General features: G+C 49.6%; 21 protein-coding genes. 2 read left to right on the top strand and 19 right to left on the bottom strand.

The annotated features are described in order from the left end of the window. Positions 1-47: 47 nt before the first annotated feature. The 16 genes from KDC22_RS05010 to KDC22_RS04935 all read right to left on the bottom strand — a co-directional run bounded on the left by KDC22_RS05010 (position 48) and on the right by KDC22_RS04935 (position 13,193). Positions 48-428 (bottom strand): hypothetical protein, encoded by a 381-nt coding sequence (locus tag KDC22_RS05010; protein WP_173136613.1) that lies wholly within the window; start codon positions 426-428, stop codon positions 48-50. Positions 429-448: 20 nt separating this feature from the next. Then, positions 449-823 carry a PLDc N-terminal domain-containing protein gene (locus tag KDC22_RS05005; protein ID WP_173136615.1) on the bottom strand — a complete coding sequence of 125 codons (375 nt, stop codon included), beginning with the start codon at positions 821-823 and terminating at the stop codon, positions 449-451. Then, positions 801-1,121 (bottom strand): hypothetical protein, encoded by a 321-nt coding sequence (locus KDC22_RS05000; protein ID WP_173136617.1) that lies wholly within the window; start codon positions 1,119-1,121, stop codon positions 801-803. Before KDC22_RS05000 ends, KDC22_RS05005 begins: the two co-directional genes overlap by 23 nt. Further along, entirely contained in the window at positions 1,122-1,676 is a 555-nt protein-coding gene (locus tag KDC22_RS04995; RefSeq protein WP_173136619.1) for an RNA polymerase sigma factor, read from the bottom strand. 71 nt (positions 1,677-1,747) lie between these two features. After that, on the bottom strand, positions 1,748-2,872 hold the full coding sequence (locus KDC22_RS04990; RefSeq protein ID WP_211722260.1) for a BtrH N-terminal domain-containing protein: 1,125 nt from the start codon (positions 2,870-2,872) through the stop codon (positions 1,748-1,750). Then, on the bottom strand, positions 2,835-4,136 hold the full coding sequence (locus KDC22_RS04985; RefSeq protein ID WP_211722259.1) for a zinc metalloprotease: 1,302 nt from the start codon (positions 4,134-4,136) through the stop codon (positions 2,835-2,837). Before KDC22_RS04985 ends, KDC22_RS04990 begins: the two co-directional genes overlap by 38 nt. Positions 4,137-4,242: 106 nt before the next feature. Then, a complete protein-coding gene (locus KDC22_RS04980; RefSeq protein ID WP_211722258.1) occupies positions 4,243-4,431 on the bottom strand; it encodes a hypothetical protein in 189 nt (62 codons plus the stop codon). Positions 4,432-4,467: 36 nt separating this feature from the next. After that, a complete protein-coding gene (locus tag KDC22_RS04975) occupies positions 4,468-4,620 on the bottom strand; it encodes a hypothetical protein (protein WP_211722257.1) in 153 nt (50 codons plus the stop codon). A gap of 268 nt (positions 4,621-4,888) precedes the next feature. After that, complete coding sequence (locus tag KDC22_RS04970; protein ID WP_211722256.1) at positions 4,889-6,274, bottom strand: radical SAM/SPASM domain-containing protein; 1,386 nt, start codon at positions 6,272-6,274, stop codon at positions 4,889-4,891. Between the two features lie 32 nt (positions 6,275-6,306). After that, positions 6,307-6,720 carry a 3-hydroxyacyl-ACP dehydratase FabZ gene (gene fabZ / locus KDC22_RS04965; RefSeq protein ID WP_211722255.1) on the bottom strand — a complete coding sequence of 138 codons (414 nt, stop codon included), beginning with the start codon at positions 6,718-6,720 and terminating at the stop codon, positions 6,307-6,309. Positions 6,721-6,731: 11 nt separating this feature from the next. Further along, positions 6,732-7,469, bottom strand: coding sequence for an SDR family NAD(P)-dependent oxidoreductase (locus KDC22_RS04960; RefSeq protein WP_211722254.1), 738 nt, complete (start codon positions 7,467-7,469; stop codon positions 6,732-6,734). Further along, the gene (locus KDC22_RS04955) at positions 7,466-9,889 is read right to left on the bottom strand and encodes a beta-ketoacyl-[acyl-carrier-protein] synthase family protein (RefSeq protein WP_211722253.1); all 2,424 of its coding nucleotides are present in this window, start codon (positions 9,887-9,889) and stop codon (positions 7,466-7,468) included. Before KDC22_RS04955 ends, KDC22_RS04960 begins: the two co-directional genes overlap by 4 nt. After that, positions 9,886-10,149 carry a phosphopantetheine-binding protein gene (locus KDC22_RS04950; RefSeq protein WP_211722252.1) on the bottom strand — a complete coding sequence of 88 codons (264 nt, stop codon included), beginning with the start codon at positions 10,147-10,149 and terminating at the stop codon, positions 9,886-9,888. Before KDC22_RS04950 ends, KDC22_RS04955 begins: the two co-directional genes overlap by 4 nt. Positions 10,150-10,437: 288 nt before the next feature. Beyond that, positions 10,438-11,403, bottom strand: coding sequence for a helix-turn-helix transcriptional regulator (locus tag KDC22_RS04945; RefSeq protein ID WP_173136621.1), 966 nt, complete (start codon positions 11,401-11,403; stop codon positions 10,438-10,440). A 232-nt stretch (positions 11,404-11,635) separates the two neighbouring features. Further along, a complete protein-coding gene (locus KDC22_RS04940; RefSeq protein WP_173136623.1) occupies positions 11,636-12,319 on the bottom strand; it encodes a hypothetical protein in 684 nt (227 codons plus the stop codon). 187 nt (positions 12,320-12,506) lie between these two features. Continuing rightward, positions 12,507-13,193, bottom strand: coding sequence for a M50 family metallopeptidase (locus tag KDC22_RS04935; protein WP_173136625.1), 687 nt, complete (start codon positions 13,191-13,193; stop codon positions 12,507-12,509). A gap of 208 nt (positions 13,194-13,401) precedes the next feature. On the opposite strand from KDC22_RS04935, the gene KDC22_RS04930 reads away from it, so the two are divergent. Together KDC22_RS04930 and KDC22_RS04925 are read left to right on the top strand one after the other, a co-directional pair. Then, positions 13,402-13,890, top strand: a complete 489-nt coding sequence (locus KDC22_RS04930; RefSeq protein ID WP_173136627.1) for a hypothetical protein — start codon at positions 13,402-13,404, stop codon at positions 13,888-13,890. A gap of 57 nt (positions 13,891-13,947) precedes the next feature. Continuing rightward, positions 13,948-14,652, top strand: a complete 705-nt coding sequence (locus tag KDC22_RS04925; protein WP_173136629.1) for an AIM24 family protein — start codon at positions 13,948-13,950, stop codon at positions 14,650-14,652. Positions 14,653-14,756: 104 nt separating this feature from the next. Here the strand turns inward: KDC22_RS04925 and KDC22_RS04920 are convergent, their stop codons facing one another. The 3 genes from KDC22_RS04920 to KDC22_RS04910 all read right to left on the bottom strand — a co-directional run bounded on the left by KDC22_RS04920 (position 14,757) and on the right by KDC22_RS04910 (position 19,720). Then, positions 14,757-15,212, bottom strand: coding sequence for a Dps family protein (locus KDC22_RS04920; RefSeq protein WP_173136631.1), 456 nt, complete (start codon positions 15,210-15,212; stop codon positions 14,757-14,759). Between the two features lie 211 nt (positions 15,213-15,423). Further along, positions 15,424-16,902, bottom strand: coding sequence for a potassium/proton antiporter (locus tag KDC22_RS04915; protein WP_211722251.1), 1,479 nt, complete (start codon positions 16,900-16,902; stop codon positions 15,424-15,426). Between the two features lie 133 nt (positions 16,903-17,035). Further along, positions 17,036-19,720 carry a discoidin domain-containing protein gene (locus KDC22_RS04910; protein WP_211722250.1) on the bottom strand — a complete coding sequence of 895 codons (2,685 nt, stop codon included), beginning with the start codon at positions 19,718-19,720 and terminating at the stop codon, positions 17,036-17,038. Positions 19,721-19,732: the final 12 nt, after the last annotated feature.

Here is a 19,732-nt window from a genome sequence, read left to right as displayed (position 1 = left end):
ATTGTAAATGTACCAAATTCCATACTCCCACATCCCCTTGTAGACTATTATTCCACCTTGAATGCAACCTCGAAGCTTCCTTTGGCTTCTTCACCCTTAATTTCAATCCGGTATTTCCCATCCTTGTCGGCAGCTACCTTCTCGGTTCCGGATTCATTGGTTCCCAGTTCAGTAAGCACCGTATTGTCCGGGCCATACAACTTCATAGACAGTTGCCCCTCTTCCACCTTGGAGCTGTAATCCATGCTGATGGTTTCGCCGCTTTTCATGCTCAGCTTCTTCTCCTCCGTGCCCGTAAAAAGCTTGTAGGACGCACTTATCTTACTCTTGGTACTGGACCCGACGAACATTAATCTCTTATCGCAGGCTGTCAGCAACATAGAAGCCGTCAATACTACAATCCCCAGTGTGATCCATTTCTTGTGCATAATCTTCAGCACTCCCCGGTTTAGATTAGATGCCCGCAGTGCGGACATTGGATACCCTTAACTTCATCAGACGCTGTGTGAATGTGATGCTGTTTTCTGGCCAGGAGGTAGAGGATCAGGCCGATGAAGTTAGGAATATAGATGACCGCAGTCATCCATAACCAGGCATTCATCCTCCGCCGTGAAGCGTCCTTGTAAATGAATACTGCAATTAGAATATTGAGGCTCAGGAACAGCAAGGCCAGCAGGCTCATCACGATAAGCCAGGTCCGATTCTCCTCCAGAAACTCATCCATATAAGGACTTATGCCATATCCCAGTGCAATGCAGCTGAACAGAATGATTAGCGTAAGCGCCCAAAACACGAATTTCTCAACGGTTAGGTGAACTTTCATAAGATCCTCCCCCGCTTCCCATAGTACGGTACATTACTAAGGCTGCTGCAATCATTGGAAGTAGGATGAACAGCAGCCCCATGCTGATTTTCCATTGCAGGGCAGCCGGACCGGCCAGGAAACATATGCCTGACAGGACTAGAATTAGCCATTGCAGGCTCATTAACCCGGCAAGCATTCTTATCCTCCCGCGCCCATGTATCCGCTGAATCGTATTAGAGACAAGCTCTGGCGATGGTGTGACAGATATATTGAAATATTCCGTCAGCAGTTGGTCTTCGTCTCTGGGCTCCTTCAATTATTTCATCTCCTTCATTAGATTGTGCAGCAGCTTCTTCCCTTGATTCAATCTGGATTTGACAGTTCCGATGGGAACACCAAGTACCTCCGCAATGCCCTCATAGCTGAACTCCTCATAGTAATACAACACTAAGGGCGCAAGATAACGTTTGGGCAGACTCCGCAGGCATTCCTCAAGTAACCGGTGCTCCTCATTTCGCAGCAGCTTCTCTTCTGCCGAAGAAGCGGGGTCTCTGATCTGAATAAGCTCAGCATCCGAGGACAACCATGTCCAAAGGGCATATACACTTTTCCACTTCCGGTAGTGATCGCGGTACATATTAAAGGCCACCTGGAAAAGCCAAGGCTTAAAGGGACGCTGTGCATCATACTTCTCCAGCTTGCGGACCACCCGAACCCATACCTCCTGGAACAGATCCTCCGCATCCTGCCGGTTCAGCGTAAGGTGGCGGCAGAACCGGTACAAATCATCCCTATACCTGACAATGAGAAGCTCAAGATGCTCCTGCTGACCGGACTTGCATCCTTCAACGAGCTGTTTGTCGGTCATCATCTGTTCTCCGCCACCCTTTCAATCTACATTACGAAGTGATTTCAATATTGTTCGGAATTTCACAAGGGAATTTAAGATGAGCGCAGGGTTTCTTTCAACCGGGTAAACAGCGATTCTTCCCTACACTTCAACTGCTTGAATATATGTATGATTTCACCAAGGTAAGCCACAGGATCATTGCTGCGGAACCTTACGTTATAGAGCTGCCTCATCGCGCTTCGCCATAGCCCGCCAGTCTCTATAAACTCTCTCCCCAGCTCATGGAGTGCACCGGTATCAAAAAGATAGGCCACCTTCTGCAGACTGCGGCCAAACTCTTCCCTGTTGCACGTATAACTGCCCTGCTCCAGATTAGCCCTGAGGATCAGAAAGGTTACCACGAACTGCTTGGCATTGAAGGCCATTGTCTCTGCAAGCTCAGAAGCATATTGCTCCATCTCCGTTATGAGCCTGCTCATGCCTGAAATCCCCTGGGTACAATCCGTAATCTCTGCCTCCACCTCTAAATCCTCGAACTTAATATCCCCCAGCATACGGCCGCATGTATCTAGAATAGATTCCTTCAGCAACAATGGATATTCGGTTCTAAACCATTCGCAGTATGAAGAATCTATATTCAGTTCATAACAAATTCCATCCGGTGAAAAGGGTATCGTTACACTGTTCCGGGAGTCCAGAAAATCAGGCAAGGAGGTAACCAGAACTTCAGCCTGATGGTCATTCTGATGAAGGACAATATATGCCTCCTCCTGAGCAGTATCATAGCCCGTAAAAACCGTCATGGACGGATTATAGAGATTGGCCAGATAGGTTACCTCGCTGCTGTGCCCGCTGGTTATGTACCTGCTGTCAAACATAATAAGCAAAGGCTGGTTCCGGTCGGTAAAGCCTTTAATCGTTACCCATCCCTCGCGATCGTTGGCAATATGGTGTTTCTGTCTTGGAAGTGATATCCGGTTCATGAACTCCACCTCAAGACGGGGCATGGAGCTTCCTGCGAACCAGAATTTCACCCCTTTAAGTTCCGGTAGTGTGAGATGTCCGAACTGGAATCCTGCTCCCCCTGATAACAGGAAAATCGAGGCGGAATCCAGTATAATTCCGTAGTATCTCAAGATTTCACGGAAAGAGGTGATCCGGCAATCCAGCATCTCCCGCTCAGGAATTTTCTGAAATCCCCCGATCTGTTTTCTCATGCCGAACCCTCCTTTGAACAGCGTATGCAATAGAACGGATTAGCTTGCCTCCAAATCCATATGCAATTCTTCCTACAAAAAATAAAGAAATTAAATAAACAAAGTTATTGAATATATTCCGGGCCACCTGTGCCGCAGCACTCCATATTGAAAGATTCTTATAGTCAACCATCACGATCGCCTTCAATTTATCAAGATGGGACAGAACGGTGTAAGCCATAGAGAATATCCAATAGAAAAAAAAGATCATGAACAAGGAACTGCTAATAACATAAATATAAAAGAATATCTTTTCTTTCTTACCAATAGGAAGGTTGAATTTCGCCTCCTCCTTACGGCGGAGCAAGCCTCTGACCTTACTTGCAAGAAACTTCTTCATCTGTTCCTGAAGATTGGGGATTCCCGTTAGATCGGACAGAATCCAATACCCGTCCAATTTAATGAACGGATTCAAGTTAAGAACCGTTTCTATGGATAGAACTATGGCACATACCATTAAATAGGGATTGGAGAAAAACCATCCGCAGCCATAAATCAGCAGGAGCAGCAGCGAATGAAAATAAATACCGCCTATGTCCACAACAACCCTCTGCATCCGGGACAGCTTCCATACCTTGGTCACATCCGAATAGAAAACAGGCATAACATAGTAGATTCCGAACCCTATACTCCCAGGTATAATCTTATAGTGCATAGCTGCGCTGGCATGGCCTAACTCATGAAACAACGTGACCAATATCCCTACACCCAGGAGATATAGAAATCCCTTGCCGTTAGTGTTGAGTACAGTCTGATAGGTTCCGGGATGCAGCATATAAGATAACAGATATAATTGCGATATAAGCGCGAGGCCCGCCAGGTAGACAAAGATCTTGGAATGATACAGAATACCAAGAAATCGGAATTTCTCTACAATCTCCCCCTTCATCAAAGTTCCCCTCAGCCATAAGCTCTGATTCAGCGATTTTTTGGGAGCCTCTGTATTCTCCGAGCCTTCAAGGACGCCCTTTTTCCATAGCAGCTCTTGTAAAATATAATGGACGGACTCGGGATCGACCCTGGGTCCGCCCGTCGTATTCACTTGACTACAAATCTCCTCCACGCTGTTCCGGCCATTAACAAGTACAATTACGTTGTAGACAATCTCTGATATTTGCCATTGACGTGAACCGTAGCTTAAAAGGTAACTGTCACTAATCATACTGGAATCGAATTTATCAATCGTCACTTCCCGTTTAAGCTTGGGGACAAGCTGCTGATTCATAACATCACTACTTTCTCAAGAGGTAGTCCTTATCGTCAGACAAATAGGTAGACAGGCCGGGAGCAGATAATCCCGACCTGTCTTATTCATGATGATATGTAGCCTATTAGATACCCAAGAAACAAACCCCGATGCCTACACCTAAATATCCTCCACATGCTACCGGAAGACATCCAGTGCCGAGATCACCACCGCAGGCATGGAAGAAACAGACCATTTCCGGTCTTTCCTCCAGCTCCAGCATCATCTCATCCAGCTCGTTCACCCGGATCTCTTTGTTCAAAGATTGGATCATTTTGTCACCACACTTTCTCAGATCAGCGTAGGCGTGTTACGCTGCAACGATACAGCCGGAGATATTTCCGCCACAAGCATTGCCTGAGCAGCTCATTTCTGTTCTTTCGGATAATTCTTCAAATAATAATTCCATTTTTTCATCAATTTCAATGCTTTGATTTACGGATTGGATGCTCTTTTCTTCCATTCTTCTCACCTCCTTTGCGTAGTATAGGAGTTATAGAGTTATAGAATTAGAGATTCACATCACAGAATGAAACATTGCCCAGGCATGACCCTCCACCCGGAGTTGTGCTAACGATGGAGCAATGATTGCTGGAGCAGGACATCTCAGTCCGCTCGGATAATTCCTGGAAGAGAATATCCATTTTTTCATTAAAGCTAACATTCTTGTTCAATGATTGAACAGTGTCTGTCTGCATAGTTGTCACCTCCTTTCAGAAGAGGGATCGTCTCTATACCTGAACCGGTTCCTTAAGAATTTTGCTGTAGAGCCCTGCAACCACCTCATCGAAAATCAGCCTGAAATTCTCGCAGTACGCCGTATAGTGATCTTTATTGGAAATGTTGGCATGTGCCCCGCAGCCGCCGCCGCAGAACAGAGCGTATTTGCAACTGGCACACTCCTCTATTTTGTCTGCAGTCCGCCCCCGCCAGAAGGAAGAACGTTCATTCAGTTCAAAGCGGGAATGCTCCAGGCTGACTCGTCCGATACTCTCTCCTTGGTCACCAAGCACATCCCAGCAAGGATAGATATCTCCATAAGGATCAATAGTGAACATTCCGGTGGTGGCTCCGCAGTAACCGGCTCTTAGCGGAGCATACCCTTCGCTCTTGAACATACTGCTGAGTGTCTGGGTTAAATTGCTGTATATACTATTGAAGGAGAACCCTTCAACGCCGCCATATATAGAATTCAGCCTCTCCATAAGTTCTACATCTGTAATGGCCGCTGCCGGCTCTTCATAGCATTTATGAGTGGATTTGAAGTAATAGCTGAAGTTAGGATATTCCGTCCAGCCTTTATCCTGATACAATTTCATCAGCCCTTCCAGCTGGGCGAAATTGTGTTTGTTCACATTGGACCGGAGCGCAACATGAATGCCCTGCTCCAGAGCCATGGTGATATTCTCAACGATCTTGGCAAACGTCGGCTGTCCCCCCGCGAGGTATCTTCTGCTGTCGTGCGTTGCTTCTTCGCCGTCCAACGTAATCTGAATCGAGTTAATGCCATCTGCAGTGAGCAAATCCTGATAATGCTTCAAGTCGTGGCCGTTGGTTACTGCAAATAGCGTAATGCCTCTTTCTTTGCATAAATCTACAATCTGCTTCACTACAGGATAGCTGGTCCTTAGCAGCGGCTCTCCGCCGAATAAGGTAATCTGGCCTATCTGATAGCCCTCAGTTCGATATTGGTCAATCTGAGCAAAGACGGCGGCCAATGTCTCACTGTCCATCGAGCGCTTCAGGTAATCCTTTCCTTTATCAAACAATTTTTTCTCAAAACAATATTCGCAGCGAAAATTGCAATTATACGTGGGAATCAGTGTGATCGAGATTACCTTTGAACTCGCTCTGTGCAGGACTTCCGAAATTTTACCCAGTGTCGCCAGCTCTTCATCCGGGGTTTTGCTGGTGAGATATCCTCTTTGCTCTAATACTTTACGGTCCTCGGCCCGGATCTCCCGGAGCAGGTCCTCCTCTGAAGCATCGCTTCGCATCGCGTTATGAATGGAGTCATTAACAATATCGAATGCCCCCGAATAACCGTGTACCAGCATGTATCTGTCCTTTTCCTCAGTTAAAGGAATTGAAATGGTGTAATTACTGACTCTGTACATATAGTGCCTCCGCTCATAATGTGTTTATAGTCTTAAATATATGAAAATACGAGGATACCGGATGTTACCTTGTTGCCTTCAACAAGTCCCTCTACGCTGAATTTTGACAACGACAATGTATGGGAGAGCAGCCGGGCTTCCAGCACCAGCCTGTCTCCCGGAACAACAGGCTTCAGAAATTTCATCATCTCTACCTTGATCAGAACAGGAAGCTTGTCCGGCTCCTCCTCCGCTTTGGCCATGACAACAGCACATAGCTGGGCTGCAGCCTCCATAATAAGAGCGCCGGGCATAATCGGTTGCCGGGGGAAATGTCCACTGAAAAACGGCTCATTAATGCTGATATTCTTGACACCCTTGGCGTAAACCCCATGTTCAAGCTCTATAAGTCTGTCCAGGAACAGAAACGGCGGCCTATGCTCAAGCAATGAATAAAGCTCTCTCATTTCCCTTCACCTCATCCGATCCCTAATCCGCCATCCACCACCATGACCTGCCCGGTAATATAATCGGCCTTGCCGCTTCCCAAAAAACAAACCAGATTCGCCACATCCTCTGTTCTCCCAAAGGTACGGGCAGGAATTAATTCCAGATACTCTGCTTGTTTGGCCGCTGAAAGTGCAGAGACCATATCCGTCTCAATGAATCCGGGAGCCACTGCATTCACCTGAATATTAAAGCGTGCCAGTTCCTTAGCGAGTACTCTGGTATATGCATTGACTGCTGCCTTGGTAGCGCTATATAGCGACTGACCGGTTAGTCCTTTGATAGAGCTCACCGATGATAAATTTATAATTTTGCCTCTCTTGTTCCTCATCATCAGAAGGGCTGCCTGCTTGCAGCTATACATACATCCCTTAAGATTGGTATCAATACACCGATCCAGCTGCTCATCAGTAATCATCATCCCGAGGGTACTATCAGAGATACCTGCGTTATTGACTAGCACATCCACTCTGCCAAATGCCGTGACCGCCTCCGCAAACAGCCGCTTTACCTGACTGCTCTGGGAGACATCCGCTTGAACGGCTACAGCCTGTGCCCCATAACTGCGTATGGCTTCAACCACCTCAAGCGCCCGGTCTTTGTTCTCCCGATAGTTAACTACAATATCCATGCCGGTCTGAGCCAGCCCCAGCGCACATGCAGCGCCTATCCCCCTTGAACCCCCTGTAACAACAGCTACCTGCTTCATGACTGCACTCCCTTCCGGTTCGGGACATCTTTGAGGATCATCGCACTAAAGCTGCCTCCGAACGAAAAGCTGGTTACCAGGATAGTATGAAACCCCTGCGTACTCCCGGAGCTGCTCTCAACTGAAGGAAAGGGGGCTCCACGCTGGGGTACAGGGCGTTCCCCGGTAGCCAAAAGCATAGCTGCATGAGCAACCTGTAAAGAGCTTATCCCTGCCCGCCCTTCCCCTAATCTGCTCTTTATGGCATACACGGGTATGTCTTGTGCCCTCCTGCCGAATACCCTTGCATAACTGCAGAGTTCCATTCCGTCTATAAGAGAGTCGCCATTTGCAAATCCCACAATAGCCTCAATGTTCTCAGGTAATATTCCAGACATAGCACAGGCCTGAAGGATCGCATGGTCCAGCGCAGCGGCTTCAGGATCAACCTTCCCCGGAGTGCAATATTGGTATGACCTTCCGTACCCTGCTACCTCCGCATATAGGGATGCGCCACGGGAGTACGCATGATCCTCCGACTCAAGCACCAGCGTGGCTGCCCCCTCCGCCAGTGAGAACCCTTTGCCGGTGAAGGCATACGGCTTAGAGAGCGAAGTGTCCGTGTGCCGGTTAAGTGCTCTTAGCGTGTCATAGAGCTGGTGGATAGTATCAGAATATTCATCCACTCCGGCAGCAAGCATAACCTGATGCCTGTTGCTTTTGACTATTTCAAAGCTGTCAGATATACAATCCATGCCAGAAGAAATCCCGTTCGTTACGGTCATATTACAGCCTTGAATTCGCTGGTGGATCGACAGCTGGGCTGCTGCAGCATTATAGACAGTATTGGGAAACAGCATAGGACTGCCTGACTGAATACCTTTGGCCAGCAGCTGCTCCAGAAAGCTTCGAATCTCATCCGCAGGTCCATCCGAAGTACCCACTATTAATCCGGTATCCCTTTGCCGCTCTTCATCCATTTCCAGACCAGAATCCTTGATGGCTCTTAGGCCTGAGAAAAGCAGCAGCTTGGATAACCTGTCCATGCGGCGTGTATATGCCGGTGAAATACCTTCTGAAGCTAAGTAGGTATCCGGAACCAGGCAACTCTGTACCTCTCCCTTGTCTGCTTCGTTCATATTCTTCCAATAAGTATGAATATCGTCGCCTTGTGAGGATATGATTCCAAGCCCGGTTATGTAGACTTTGACATTAGGTAACGACTTATTTACGTTGTTATGCGTATTCTTACCAAAAATCAGGCTTGCGTTATTCCCTCCAAAGGCAAAGGAATTCGACATTGCATATTCAATACTTACATTCTGCGCTGTGTTCGGAACAAAATTAAACCGTGATTTCTTATCACTGTTAAAATGTATCGTAGGAGGAATCTGCTGATTCTGAAGTGCTTTGATGGTAATCACGGCTTCCAATGATCCCGCAGCTCCAAGACAGTGCCCAATCATTGATTTAGTCGAGCTTATACTGATATCCTCCGGAGAAAAAACAGCTCGCAGAGCGGTCTGTTCAGCCGTATCATTAAGCGGCGTGCCCGTCCCATGCGCATTTAGATAACTTATATCTGTTGTTGACAGACCGGCCTCATCCAAGGCGAGATGGATCGCAGTAATCTGTCCTTCACCGTCAGGGCGCGGAGCCGTGATATGGTAAGCATCAGAAGTGATGCCATAACCCAGCACCTCTGCCACAATGTCAGCACCACGGTCAGCGGCATGCTGGAGGGATTCTATAATCAGGACACCTGCACCTTCACCGAGTGAAATCCCCTCACTTCTGCTAAATGGGGAGCAGGGAGAGGCATCTAGCGCCTTAAGGGCATAGAATCCGCCAAACTGAAGTTTGGCAAAGGCATCGGCACCGCCTGCAATGACCACATCAGCCAGGCCATAACGGATTAAATCACAACCATAGGCGATACTCATGGCCCCCGCTGCACAAGCGTTGGCAATGTTGGTTACAGAGCCGTTGAGATCATAATAGCCCGCAACATAACCGGCTATCGCATGAATAGGTATATTAAGTACCTCATAAGGGGATAATCTCTTCCCGTTCCGCAGCCTGGTTAAATAGTGTTCAGCACTGCCCGGCCCGCCTGTGCAACTCCCCATAACAACACCTACTCGCCGTCTATCCGTCTTACTAAACTCAATTCCAGATTGTATGATAGCTTCTTCCACAGCCTTCATACAGAGCAGTGAAGTCCTGTCCATTCTCCGAACCTTTTTGCCTGACCTGGCCAACGGAATGGATTCTTCGGCTTCACCATACCATCCCGGAATATCACACGCTAATTTGTCAGTTGAGATTGGCTTGATCCCACAATGTCCATTTACGCTATTGTTCCAGAATAATTCTGTATCAGCCCCATTCGCACAAATAGACCCAAGTCCAGTAACTACGCATTGTGTTCCATTCCTCACGGGATTGCCGCCAGTGAGGAGCTGATATATTCACTTAGTGTATTTAGATTTCTAAAGAACGGGGTATGCTCCGCATTCAGCTCAATGCCGTAATCCTCGTGAATTGCCGCTATTAATTCTAAAGAATCGACAGAATCCAACCCCAGCCCGTTATTAAACAATTCCATCTCAGAATCAATCTCCGACGGCTGTAGGGGAAGCCGTAATTTATTTACTAGAATAGTCTGGAGATTAGTGATTATTTCTTCCTTCAAATTCATTATGTATTCTCCCTTTCTCTTAAGCTGTCTGCTTTAGTGATATTTTTCACATTTCGTAATAATATGGTTTTTATTCCCTTAGATGTCTCTATAATAAACCCGTTTTCAATATTTATCCATTACTTTTTTTGTTATATTTAGTCGATAAATGTAGAAACGAACAAAAAAACCAACCAGGCCCTTACGGCCTAATTGGTTATTTGACCTACCGACAACGTCTCTCCCTCTTTTGTTTAAATTGAACGAAGGTCAAATGCCCGGTTAGAAAAGTATTTTAGAGGACGATAATCATTTGTATAGCGACAGCCATTTCTCAAGCTGATGTCTCAGCACATCCCGGTAATACTCCGGCTCCATAATCTCAGCTTCTTCCTTGTATTTCATAATCCAGTGGACGAAGCCGATGTCCTGCTCCACAGCGACCTTGAAGTGCAGGCTGCGGTTCTGGCGGTCCACCCTGCTCGGCTTCACGAACATCTCTTCATGCTTCAGCTGTTCCATCATGCGCTGTGAGAATTTGACCCGGAATTCAACCTGCAGGCTATCCTGCTCGAGGGACCACTTCTGCTCCATGAAGGACTGCAGATCAAATTGATCCTTGGAGAACCATCGGTCCAGCGGATTCACACTGGAAAAACCGTTAATATGAAAGGTGCGGATAATTCCGAAGCGGTGACAAAAACCAATCAGGTGAAAACGATTCTCGAGCGGGACCAGGCAATAGGGATCAATTCGGATACCTTTTTCTTCGTATGCGTTCTCCCTGTAGTCGGCCTGTATGCTTCTCTGCTTCATAACGGCATCCAGAATGTCAGTCAGAAAGAATGGCTGATCTCCCTGAGACCCGTTCTTCTCCACCCAATGCTGTCCGGCTTCCTTTTTAGTACGTTCCATTGTTTCTTCCCTTTCTGCCTTTTGCTTATAATCAGCGGCCATCACTTTCTCATATGCATCCTCGAAGCTGGGGGGCAGTAAAGGCTTGATATCCGTCATAATACTGCGCAACTGTGAAAAGGCCTCTTCTTCCTCTTCTGACCAATCCAGGGGGTACAATGCGAAATTCCCGATAAAAGCATACCCTTTACCGTGCCCCATATGGGTAATGGGGATATGCATGGCACTCAGCGCATCCATATCCCGATAAATCGTTCTCTCGCTGTTGCCGCATCGTTCCGCCAGCTCACGGGCCAGAATTCCCGGTTTGGCCTGAACTAGCGTAATGATGCGCATCAGCCTGATTAATCGGTCTGTCATATTCAGTTCTCCTTGACTTATGGTAAAATAGACCCATTATTTTTAAATAAATTAGTTATATATATCTATAACCAAGGATGTAATAACCGAGATAAGAAAATATAATAGAACTATTTTACTATATTACCACATTTATATATTACGCAATTTGTTATCTGTTCCGGGAGTGAGATTCTTAGTTTGAGTCCTATGTATAAGTAATGCCTATTATATCTACGCAGCGTTCCTGTAATTATCTCATCCCCGTCCTGCTCCATGGCAGATTCTCCACCTCCAGCTTTTTATACAGCGTCTCCGCTTCCTTAAGGAGCTGCATATCACCGGAGCGCGCGGCCATCAGCAGCAGTTGGTCGGCCTGTCTGCGCAGCTTGTCAGAGGGTACATCCGGCTTGTTCCTGATCCGGGCCTCCCCGGCTTCCGCCAGCAGCGCCGCTGTGTGCAGCAGCTCCAGATGCTTCTCTACATGGAAGCAGCAGCGGGAGCCCAGCAGGTCGGTATGGTGGGAATATTCAATCCCCAGCTTCTTGAGGGGCAGCTCGCGGATTCGTTCCACTGAAGGCTGCTTGAACTGCCACTGCAGCCATAGGGCTTCATGGATGCCTGCAGGCATCCCCTTCATCATAAATTCCAGGGCGATGTACCTGCGCTGTCCGGAATGGATTTTGCCAAGCTTCAGGAGTAGTGACCGTCCCTCTCCTTCTTCTGCACTACAACCGTAACATCCTGTTATTTTGACATGGCTTTCCAGCCACACTCTCAGCTCAATATCCCGGGCTACTACCTTGCGGCTTCTCTTGCGGAAATCCTCACCTTGGGCTACTCCTGTCCACTCCACAAGCAGAACGACTTTCTTCGCGCCGCCTGCCAAAATACGATCCTGACTCCATGTAAACAGGGTCTGAATACTTGCTTGCATATTTCCACCTCTTTCTTTTTTTGGGTCTTCTATTAATGTACCAATATTGGCGGACAACTCCTTGTCATGGAATGTATGTTCGGTCCTATAATATCGACAAAAAAAGAGCCAACCTCCCCCTAAAGGGGATTGCCTCTTTGCGAAAGTCTATTCTTTTGTCAAATTATGACGAACAAAATGTTGCGCATTATAATCTTCTTGCCCGCCTGCCGGCTTGCTCCTTCCTGAAAAACAGCCCCAGCGCCCAGGTTGCGCACAGCAGCGCGAAGAGAAAAAACAGCAGGGACCACAGGACCGCCGGTAATGGGGTCAGCCGGGCAAGGTTCGCTGCATCCCCTGCACGGGAGGGGGTCAGGATGGAAGCAGAGACCAGGAATAACGTGCCCATTACAGATTCTTCCAGAGTCAGAAACGCCAGAAATAAGTAATAATATTTGCTGACCTTCGGCCAGAGGAACAGCATGGCAGCATTCAATAGAATGAATCCGCTCAGCCAGAGCATCCCGAAGCCGCCCCGCACATACAGCACAAGCATGATTAGCGCTACGAGACTGGCCAGGATCAGCCCCCATTGCCGCTTGTCTCTACTATATAAGTAGAACAGCAGCACTGCGAACAGTGAAGCCAGAGGATATCCCGCCAGCGACACGAGTATCGCCTTGCCCCCGGCTGCAATCGCTGAATAGGTTACACCGCTATGATCGGAATACAGCTCGATGCGCAGCACATTTCCGGAGAGCAGCAGGGTCATCAGGGCATGGCCGAACTCATGGAACATCGTATCCAGATTACGGAATAAGGAGGAGAACGGAATAAACCGGGTCAATAGGGCGGAGCCCGCCAGGATCAGCAGTGTTTTGAGCCATCTATTCATAAGTAACAGCCCCTTTCCGTTCACAGTATACGTTAATTTGCACCGACACTCAATATAACAGAAACCATCACTGCCTGTACGCTGTATTACTTCTATGGTTCTCTCTATGGACAGTACGGGTAATTATGCCTACAGCACGTGTTGTCCAAACGGCAGGCAGCTATGATAAAATAGGAAGACAACTAGCTATACAGGTGGTGATCTGCTAATGAAAAGACGGTTAACAGGAGTTATGCTGAAGCTGCTGGGTTCCTCCCTGCTGCTGCTTGGCATTACTTTCACTTTCGATATGCCTCAGGCCAAGGCCAATTATCTCAATGACATATACAACGGATTACAGAGCTTCTCAGAGCTTCCGGGAGAAGTCACCAAGCTGCAGGAGAGCTACCAGAAGACTGCGGAGGAGCTTCAGCAGACGAAGGAGGATCTGGGTGAGGCCAAGGACCAGCTGACGGACAGCCTGCAGCAGATGCAGACGTATCAGGCCCAGAATGCTGCCCTGCAGGAGCAGAACCGCCAGCTCAGCCAGGTCGTCGATGAGCTGAAGAACGACCGGACGGCGAGGGAGAATTACTTCAACCGGATTAAGGTGACGGTCATCGCCGGACTTGCCCTGGTCCTGGGGTACTTCCTGCTGATCCGGCTGCTGCGCTTCACAATGCGCCACCGTTCCAGAAAGAGTGACCGGCTGCGTTAAGCCCGGAGCAGGCTGCGGCTGCGTAAATACCGGCACAGCATGAAGGGAGGCTCCAAGATGAACATTGATATTCAGGATGAAGGCGACAGCGGCAGCGGACAAGCTGTTGCTTTTAGCGTTGCGGAGAATGAAGAGGTCCATGTGCTGCATCCGCAGCAGATCATAGCGTATCAGGGTCCTTCATCGGGACGGGCCGACCGGTTCATGGATGTGAAGGGCATGTACCGCAAGCGGAAGCTGATCCGCTCGGACATGACCGGCCCTTGCCGGTTCACAGCCGCGCTTCCGCCCGGCTACCGGGTCAAGACGATCCAGCTCGACAGCAAAAGTGATCTGCTCTATGATTTCAGGCATCTCTTCTTCTACAGCAAAGGAGTGACGATGCAGACGAGAGTGCTGAGCATGAAAAACGCGTTGATTACCCGGGATATCGTCAAGGTCAAATTCTCCGGCCGTGGCAGCATCGGCATTCTGACAGAGGGCACGGTCTGTGAAGCCGAGCTGCATCCCTTTGACCCGCTGTATGTCGATGCCGGCAGTATTATCGCCTATCCCGAGAATGCCAAGCTTGAGCTTACGGTCTACGGCAACCATCTTGCCAGCCAGCATATGAGCTATCACTGGAAGATGACCGGTCACGGGCCGGTACTGTTCCAGGCCGGGCGCCAGAGCAGGCGCTTCGAGCGTGACAATAATGAAGACGGCATTATCAAACGGTTTCTGCGTGAAGCGCTGCCCTTTGGCGGTGTCTTTATTAAGTAGGCTCCCGCTGATGTACCTGTGCCATTCAACAGCAAAGAGCGCCAGCGTGAAGTCTAACGCGGGCGCTCTTCTATCTGTAACTGTATGGGAGTAATCCCCGGAATTTAACCCAGGTAAGCGTTCAGCATCCAGGCCGATTTCTCTACACTGGTCCGGATTCCGATCAGCAGATCCGCCGTCGGCTGATCGCTAAGCTCCTCAGCGGCAGAGATTCCCTGCTTCAGCTCTTCAGCGATAGCAGCAAAGTCCTTAACCAGCTGTGAGACCATCTCCTTCGCACTCTCTCCGCCGGCAGCTTCCTTCAGTCCGGAGAGCTCAAGGTATTGCGCCATGGTGGAAGCTGGTTGTCCGCCAATCGCGAGCAGCCGTTCAGCCAGCTCATCGACATACCCGGCAGCTTCATTGTACAGCTCTTCAAATTTCTCATGCAGTGTGAAGAACTGGGTTCCGCTGACGTACCAGTGGTAGTGATGCAGCTTCACTCCAAGCAAAGTCCAGTTCGCGGTCTGACGATTCAATGCAGCATGTAGTTCAGTGTGGCTCTTGACTTGTGTACTCATTTTAATAACCTCCCGGGATGTGTATTCAAATTTCGATGTATTTAGACTCGATCTAAATCTATATACAATTTAACATATTTTTTGATGGAATGCAATCTGGTTGTCCTCAATCTTTGATCTACTCCAGATTTTAGCATTTCTCTTAGTCATAATCCTGTTATTTCTGTCACAATCCAGTAAATACACCGCAATGATCTCCCTAGAGTACCCTTTAGATTGAAGTGATATCCGCTTCCGCCGCCTTCCCTTTCCCGCTCCGGAAGATCGCGCGCATCTCCTCCCGCTTACTCTTGGGGCTGAGCACATATACCGTATCCCCCGGCTCAATAAGCGTACTGCCATGCGGCGTTACGATGCTCTTGTTCCGTATAATCGCTGTGAACAGAATATCATCCGGCAGACCAATGTCTGCAATCTGCATTCCGGCTACCGGCATCTGCGGGTTAATCCCGATATGGTTGAATTCAGAGTCTGTCTTGCCGAGCGCCACCAGCTCCATCAGGGACGGCTGGGCCTCTCCCTCCCGGCCAACCAGCCTCAGCCGCGAGGCGAGGGGCGAAATGGTTGTGCCCTGAATCACCGCCGAAGTCAGCACTACGAAGAAGACTACATTGAAGAACAGCCTGCCTTGCGGCAGCCCTGCGAGCAGCGGGTAGGTCGCCAGTACAATCGGGACGGCTCCTCTGAGTCCGGCCCAGGAGATCAGTGTCTTTTCCCGGAAGGAGAACCGGCTGAACAAGAGACTGATGAAGACCCCCAGCGGCCTTGCGATGATCATCAGAATTACAGACAGCAGAAGCCCCTGCCAGGCGACAGCCGCCAGCTCCTGCGGGAAGACCAGCAGTCCGAGCAGAATGAACATGGCAATCTGCATCATCCAGGCAAAGCCATGATTGAAATTCATTATGGTGCGGTGGTACATCAGCTCGGAATTCCCCAGCACCAGCCCCATAACATAGACGGCGAGCAGTCCGCTGCTGTGCACCATAGCCGAGACCCCGTAAGTCAGAACGGCAAAACCGACCGCCATCACCGGATAGAGTCCAGTAGAGTCCAGATTAATCCGGTTGATCAGATATACAGCCAGCTTACCCACCACAATCCCGATCAGGAGACCCACTCCCATCTCCCAAAAGAAGGCCAGCACCAGACTCCATACCGCCATACCTGGATGCTGCACCCATTCAATCAGTGACACGGTGAGAAATACTGCCATTGGATCATTGCTGCCGGATTCCGCTTCAAGCGTCGAGGTCAGCCGTTTCTCAATATTCTTGCCGCCGAGGACAGAGAACACTGCTGCCGCATCCGTTGAGCCGACAATGGCCCCGAACAGGAAGCTCTCCGCCCAGGGCACACCTAACACCAATCTGGCAGCAATACCGACGATTACGGTGGTAAGCAGCACTCCGAGTGTAGCCAGCGACAACGCGGGCTTCATGATCGGGCGGATATCCTTCATGCTCGTCTGCATTCCGCCTTCGAACAATATCACCACCAGTGCAAAAATTCCGGCAATCTGCGTGAGCGAAGCATTGTTGAAATAAATGAAATGGCTGAGTATCATTCCGGCTGCAATAAACAGGACCAGCGCGGGCATTCCAAAACGGGTGGAGAATTTGGTGGAGAGCACAGCGATCAGCAGCAACGCCGCCAGCAGCAGAATAATTTGATCTGCAAGATGAGTCATGGTTCCGGTTCACACCTTTCCCGGGAGCAGGGTATGCGCCTAAGCCCCTTGATATATAGTATATTTATGAATCTTCGGACAGAAAAAAAACCCCGGTGGGCGCTGTAATCCACGGAGGTTATTATGCCGTCCTTCATTCCCTTGAATACACCTGCAGCTCCTGGATGGACCAGTAGTTGCCTCCGGAGCCTGTCTGGACAATCCGGATATGCCGGGTGCTGACCGGAGTAAACCCGATTTTGGTCATTCCCAGCTGGCCTTTGCCCGTTGCAACCTGTCGCCAGCTCTTGGCATCCTCCGAGACCTGGACCTGGTATCCGCGCGGATAGTCATAGGGGGATAAATGATAATCAAGATCTATTGCTTCTACCGTATGTTCTGCGCCCAGATCAATCTGGAAGTACTCCCCTGAAGCCTGGTGCTTGACCGTATCCCAGCGGGTACGCCGGTCTCCGTCAATCGCCCCTGCCGGATTGGAGGCCTCCTTATCAACACTCGACGTCACTGTCCAGTCCGCCCGCGCCAGCGGGACAAGTCCGGTGGCTGTAATCTGTGTCTTCTCTGACATCACGCCAGAGCCGGACACTCTTACAGCATAAGTATAAAGTGTACCTTCCTTCAGCTTGCTGTCCTTGTACTCCGTTCTCTTCACTCCTGCTGCAATCACCTTCAATGCCTCGCCGGGGCCGTCAGCCCGGAGCACTTCATAGCTTGCTCCGGGAGCTTCCAGCCAGCTCAGCTGCATGGACAATCCTTTGACGGCAGCAGCCTTCAAGCCTTGCGGCGCCCTGACCGCCACCTCGGAAGAAGGCTCCAGGATATACTGTACGCCTTCTCCCGGGGCCAGCGTCTCCGTGAATTCCAGCTCAGGGGAAGCCATTCTGCCGGATATATAGCTGCGGGCCTCTTCATACGTGTCCCCGTTGCCGAACCGCTCCCCTTCATACATTGTCTTCTTGGGCAGGGTCACCTTCACCTTGACGGTCTGCTCTGTTTTTTCAAAATTCACGAAATTGACAAGCACCTTGTTGGACTTCGCCTTGCTACCGGCCAGCGGCTCCAGCGTAGAGGTATCCACGGCCCTAACGTAGACCAGCTTATTGGCCAATTCCTCTTTGTTGCTGATCTGGTAGGTCAGCGGAGCCCCGTGCGTAGCATAAGCCAGATCCAGCCGGCGCATGATACTGACGCGGGAGTCCTCGCCTTCCTTCGTGTAGTAGATCTCTGTAGCGGCCGGATCATGCTCCTCCAGATTGAAGCCGTATTTGAAGAGGCTGAAGTTCTTGAAGAAGGCGGCATGCTGTACGAACATATCGGCATAGCCGAGATGTGCCCGCATAATCCGGTCGAAGACAGCCGAAGTCCGCTCCTTGGCGCCGTATTGATAAGCATCGACATGGGAGTCGGAGGTACCGAATTCGGTGGCAAGCATTTTTTTGCTAAGTCCGTCCGCCGCTCCGCCAAAGGTCTTCAGGTTCTCTGTGAAGCTCCCTCCTTGGCTGAAAATATAAGAATCGCCATAGGAGTGTCCATTCGTCAAGTCCGTTACGGCCTCCAGCTCGTCACGCTGTGCCGGGTCACGTTCCCAGCCGTCCGGGTCCCCGCACTGCTTAAGCGGCCCCTTCTGGTTGCCGCAGGAATCTTCGCTGTATCCCGGCCAGTAAGCCCATCCGGGGGCCACGGTCTGCAGATGCGGAGCAATCGTCTTGCCCTTGCTGTTCAGCCATTCGGCGATGGCCAGATTGACCGCCTTGGAACGGTTGAACAGACCCGGTTCATTATCCACCTCATAGTACTGGAAATAAGGGCTGTATTTCTGGAAATAATCCGTCAGCTTCTTCTCGGCATCATCCGGAAGTGTCCCGTCAGCCTTAAGCTTGATATCCCCTGTATGCAGATAGAGCGCAACGGCCTGCATATTGTAATCCTTCAATACCTTATAGTATTCCTCCATGTTCTCACAGGAACGGCCTACATCACTGGCACAGCTGGTGCGCATAATATTGCCGCTGTAGGCAACACCGAGCCATTTCATAATATAAGGCAGATGGGTAACCGCACCCTCGTCAAAATAAAACTGCTTGTTATTCACGACGGTCCCGGTCAACGTATAGCTGCCGTGAATCGGCTCCTTGATCGGAGACTTCAGCGCCTCCAGACTGAGATTATCCCATGTAAACCAGTTGTACTTATCCTCTGCTTCCGAGGAATAGATGCCGCGGGCAGTCCGCAGCGTCAGTTCGTTGGTGCCTTTGACCAGCTGCTCTTTGGGAATGTACAGCTCATAGCTTTTGCGGAAATCATATTTGCTGCCTGTTCCGGCAATACCGGCAATCTGGATGATGCCTGACAGCTGACTGTTGGAGAATACACTCATCTGCGGTACGGCTTTGTAAGCATCTATAATGCTGACGCGAAATAAGACCCCGTTAACCGGGATCTTATCCAGCTCGTACTGAATCCGCAGCTCCGGATTGGTCTCGCCGTGCAGGCCGGAGGGCAGCGTCTTAAGCTCTGCCGACTTCGCTGCGGATGAAGCCATGCGGGCATTCTTTTTCACACCCGCAGAACCTGCGGACCTGAACTCCGACGCTGAACCGTCATGCTTGCCGAGCTTCCATATCACAGTCCCTTCCGGCAGTTCCGGCCCGGCATCCTTGGCTGTTGGCAATGTAGACAAATCGGCTCCCTCCTCGCCGGTATTCGTCCCATCCTCTCCGAAAACAGACACGGACAACAGTAACAGAATGATCAATGCTGCAAATTTAAGTAGTCGGTGAAGTTGCTTGTTGGGTTTCTTTTTTAGTCTAGTCCTCATTCCCTTGTCCTC

It is taken from the genome of Paenibacillus tritici (assembly GCF_018207515.1).
Taxonomy (GTDB): domain Bacteria; phylum Bacillota; class Bacilli; order Paenibacillales; family Paenibacillaceae; genus Paenibacillus_AQ; species Paenibacillus_AQ tritici.
The sequence above is the reverse complement of the archived record's forward strand: the minus strand, read 5'-3'. Positions and strand labels throughout refer to the sequence as shown.

Coding starts and splice junctions, on each gene's coding strand:
- KDC22_RS05010 (WP_173136613.1), bottom strand. CDS start 428: ATGCACAAGAAATGGATCACACTGGGGATTGTAGTATTGACGGCTTCT.
- KDC22_RS05005 (WP_173136615.1), bottom strand. CDS start 823: ATGAAAGTTCACCTAACCGTTGAGAAATTCGTGTTTTGGGCGCTTACG.
- KDC22_RS04995 (WP_173136619.1), bottom strand. CDS start 1,676: ATGATGACCGACAAACAGCTCGTTGAAGGATGCAAGTCCGGTCAGCAG.
- KDC22_RS04990 (WP_211722260.1), bottom strand. CDS start 2,872: ATGAGAAAACAGATCGGGGGATTTCAGAAAATTCCTGAGCGGGAGATG.
- KDC22_RS04985 (WP_211722259.1), bottom strand. CDS start 4,136: ATGAATCAGCAGCTTGTCCCCAAGCTTAAACGGGAAGTGACGATTGAT.
- KDC22_RS04980 (WP_211722258.1), bottom strand. CDS start 4,431: ATGATCCAATCTTTGAACAAAGAGATCCGGGTGAACGAGCTGGATGAG.
- KDC22_RS04975 (WP_211722257.1), bottom strand. CDS start 4,620: ATGGAAGAAAAGAGCATCCAATCCGTAAATCAAAGCATTGAAATTGAT.
- KDC22_RS04970 (WP_211722256.1), bottom strand. CDS start 6,274: ATGTACAGAGTCAGTAATTACACCATTTCAATTCCTTTAACTGAGGAA.
- fabZ (WP_211722255.1), bottom strand. CDS start 6,720: ATGAGAGAGCTTTATTCATTGCTTGAGCATAGGCCGCCGTTTCTGTTC.
- KDC22_RS04960 (WP_211722254.1), bottom strand. CDS start 7,469: ATGAAGCAGGTAGCTGTTGTTACAGGGGGTTCAAGGGGGATAGGCGCT.
- KDC22_RS04950 (WP_211722252.1), bottom strand. CDS start 10,149: ATGAATTTGAAGGAAGAAATAATCACTAATCTCCAGACTATTCTAGTA.
- KDC22_RS04945 (WP_173136621.1), bottom strand. CDS start 11,403: ATGACAGACCGATTAATCAGGCTGATGCGCATCATTACGCTAGTTCAG.
- KDC22_RS04940 (WP_173136623.1), bottom strand. CDS start 12,319: ATGCAAGCAAGTATTCAGACCCTGTTTACATGGAGTCAGGATCGTATT.
- KDC22_RS04935 (WP_173136625.1), bottom strand. CDS start 13,193: ATGAATAGATGGCTCAAAACACTGCTGATCCTGGCGGGCTCCGCCCTA.
- KDC22_RS04930 (WP_173136627.1), top strand. CDS start 13,402: ATGAAAAGACGGTTAACAGGAGTTATGCTGAAGCTGCTGGGTTCCTCC.
- KDC22_RS04925 (WP_173136629.1), top strand. CDS start 13,948: ATGAACATTGATATTCAGGATGAAGGCGACAGCGGCAGCGGACAAGCT.
- KDC22_RS04920 (WP_173136631.1), bottom strand. CDS start 15,212: ATGAGTACACAAGTCAAGAGCCACACTGAACTACATGCTGCATTGAAT.
- KDC22_RS04915 (WP_211722251.1), bottom strand. CDS start 16,902: ATGACTCATCTTGCAGATCAAATTATTCTGCTGCTGGCGGCGTTGCTG.
- KDC22_RS04910 (WP_211722250.1), bottom strand. CDS start 19,720: ATGAGGACTAGACTAAAAAAGAAACCCAACAAGCAACTTCACCGACTA.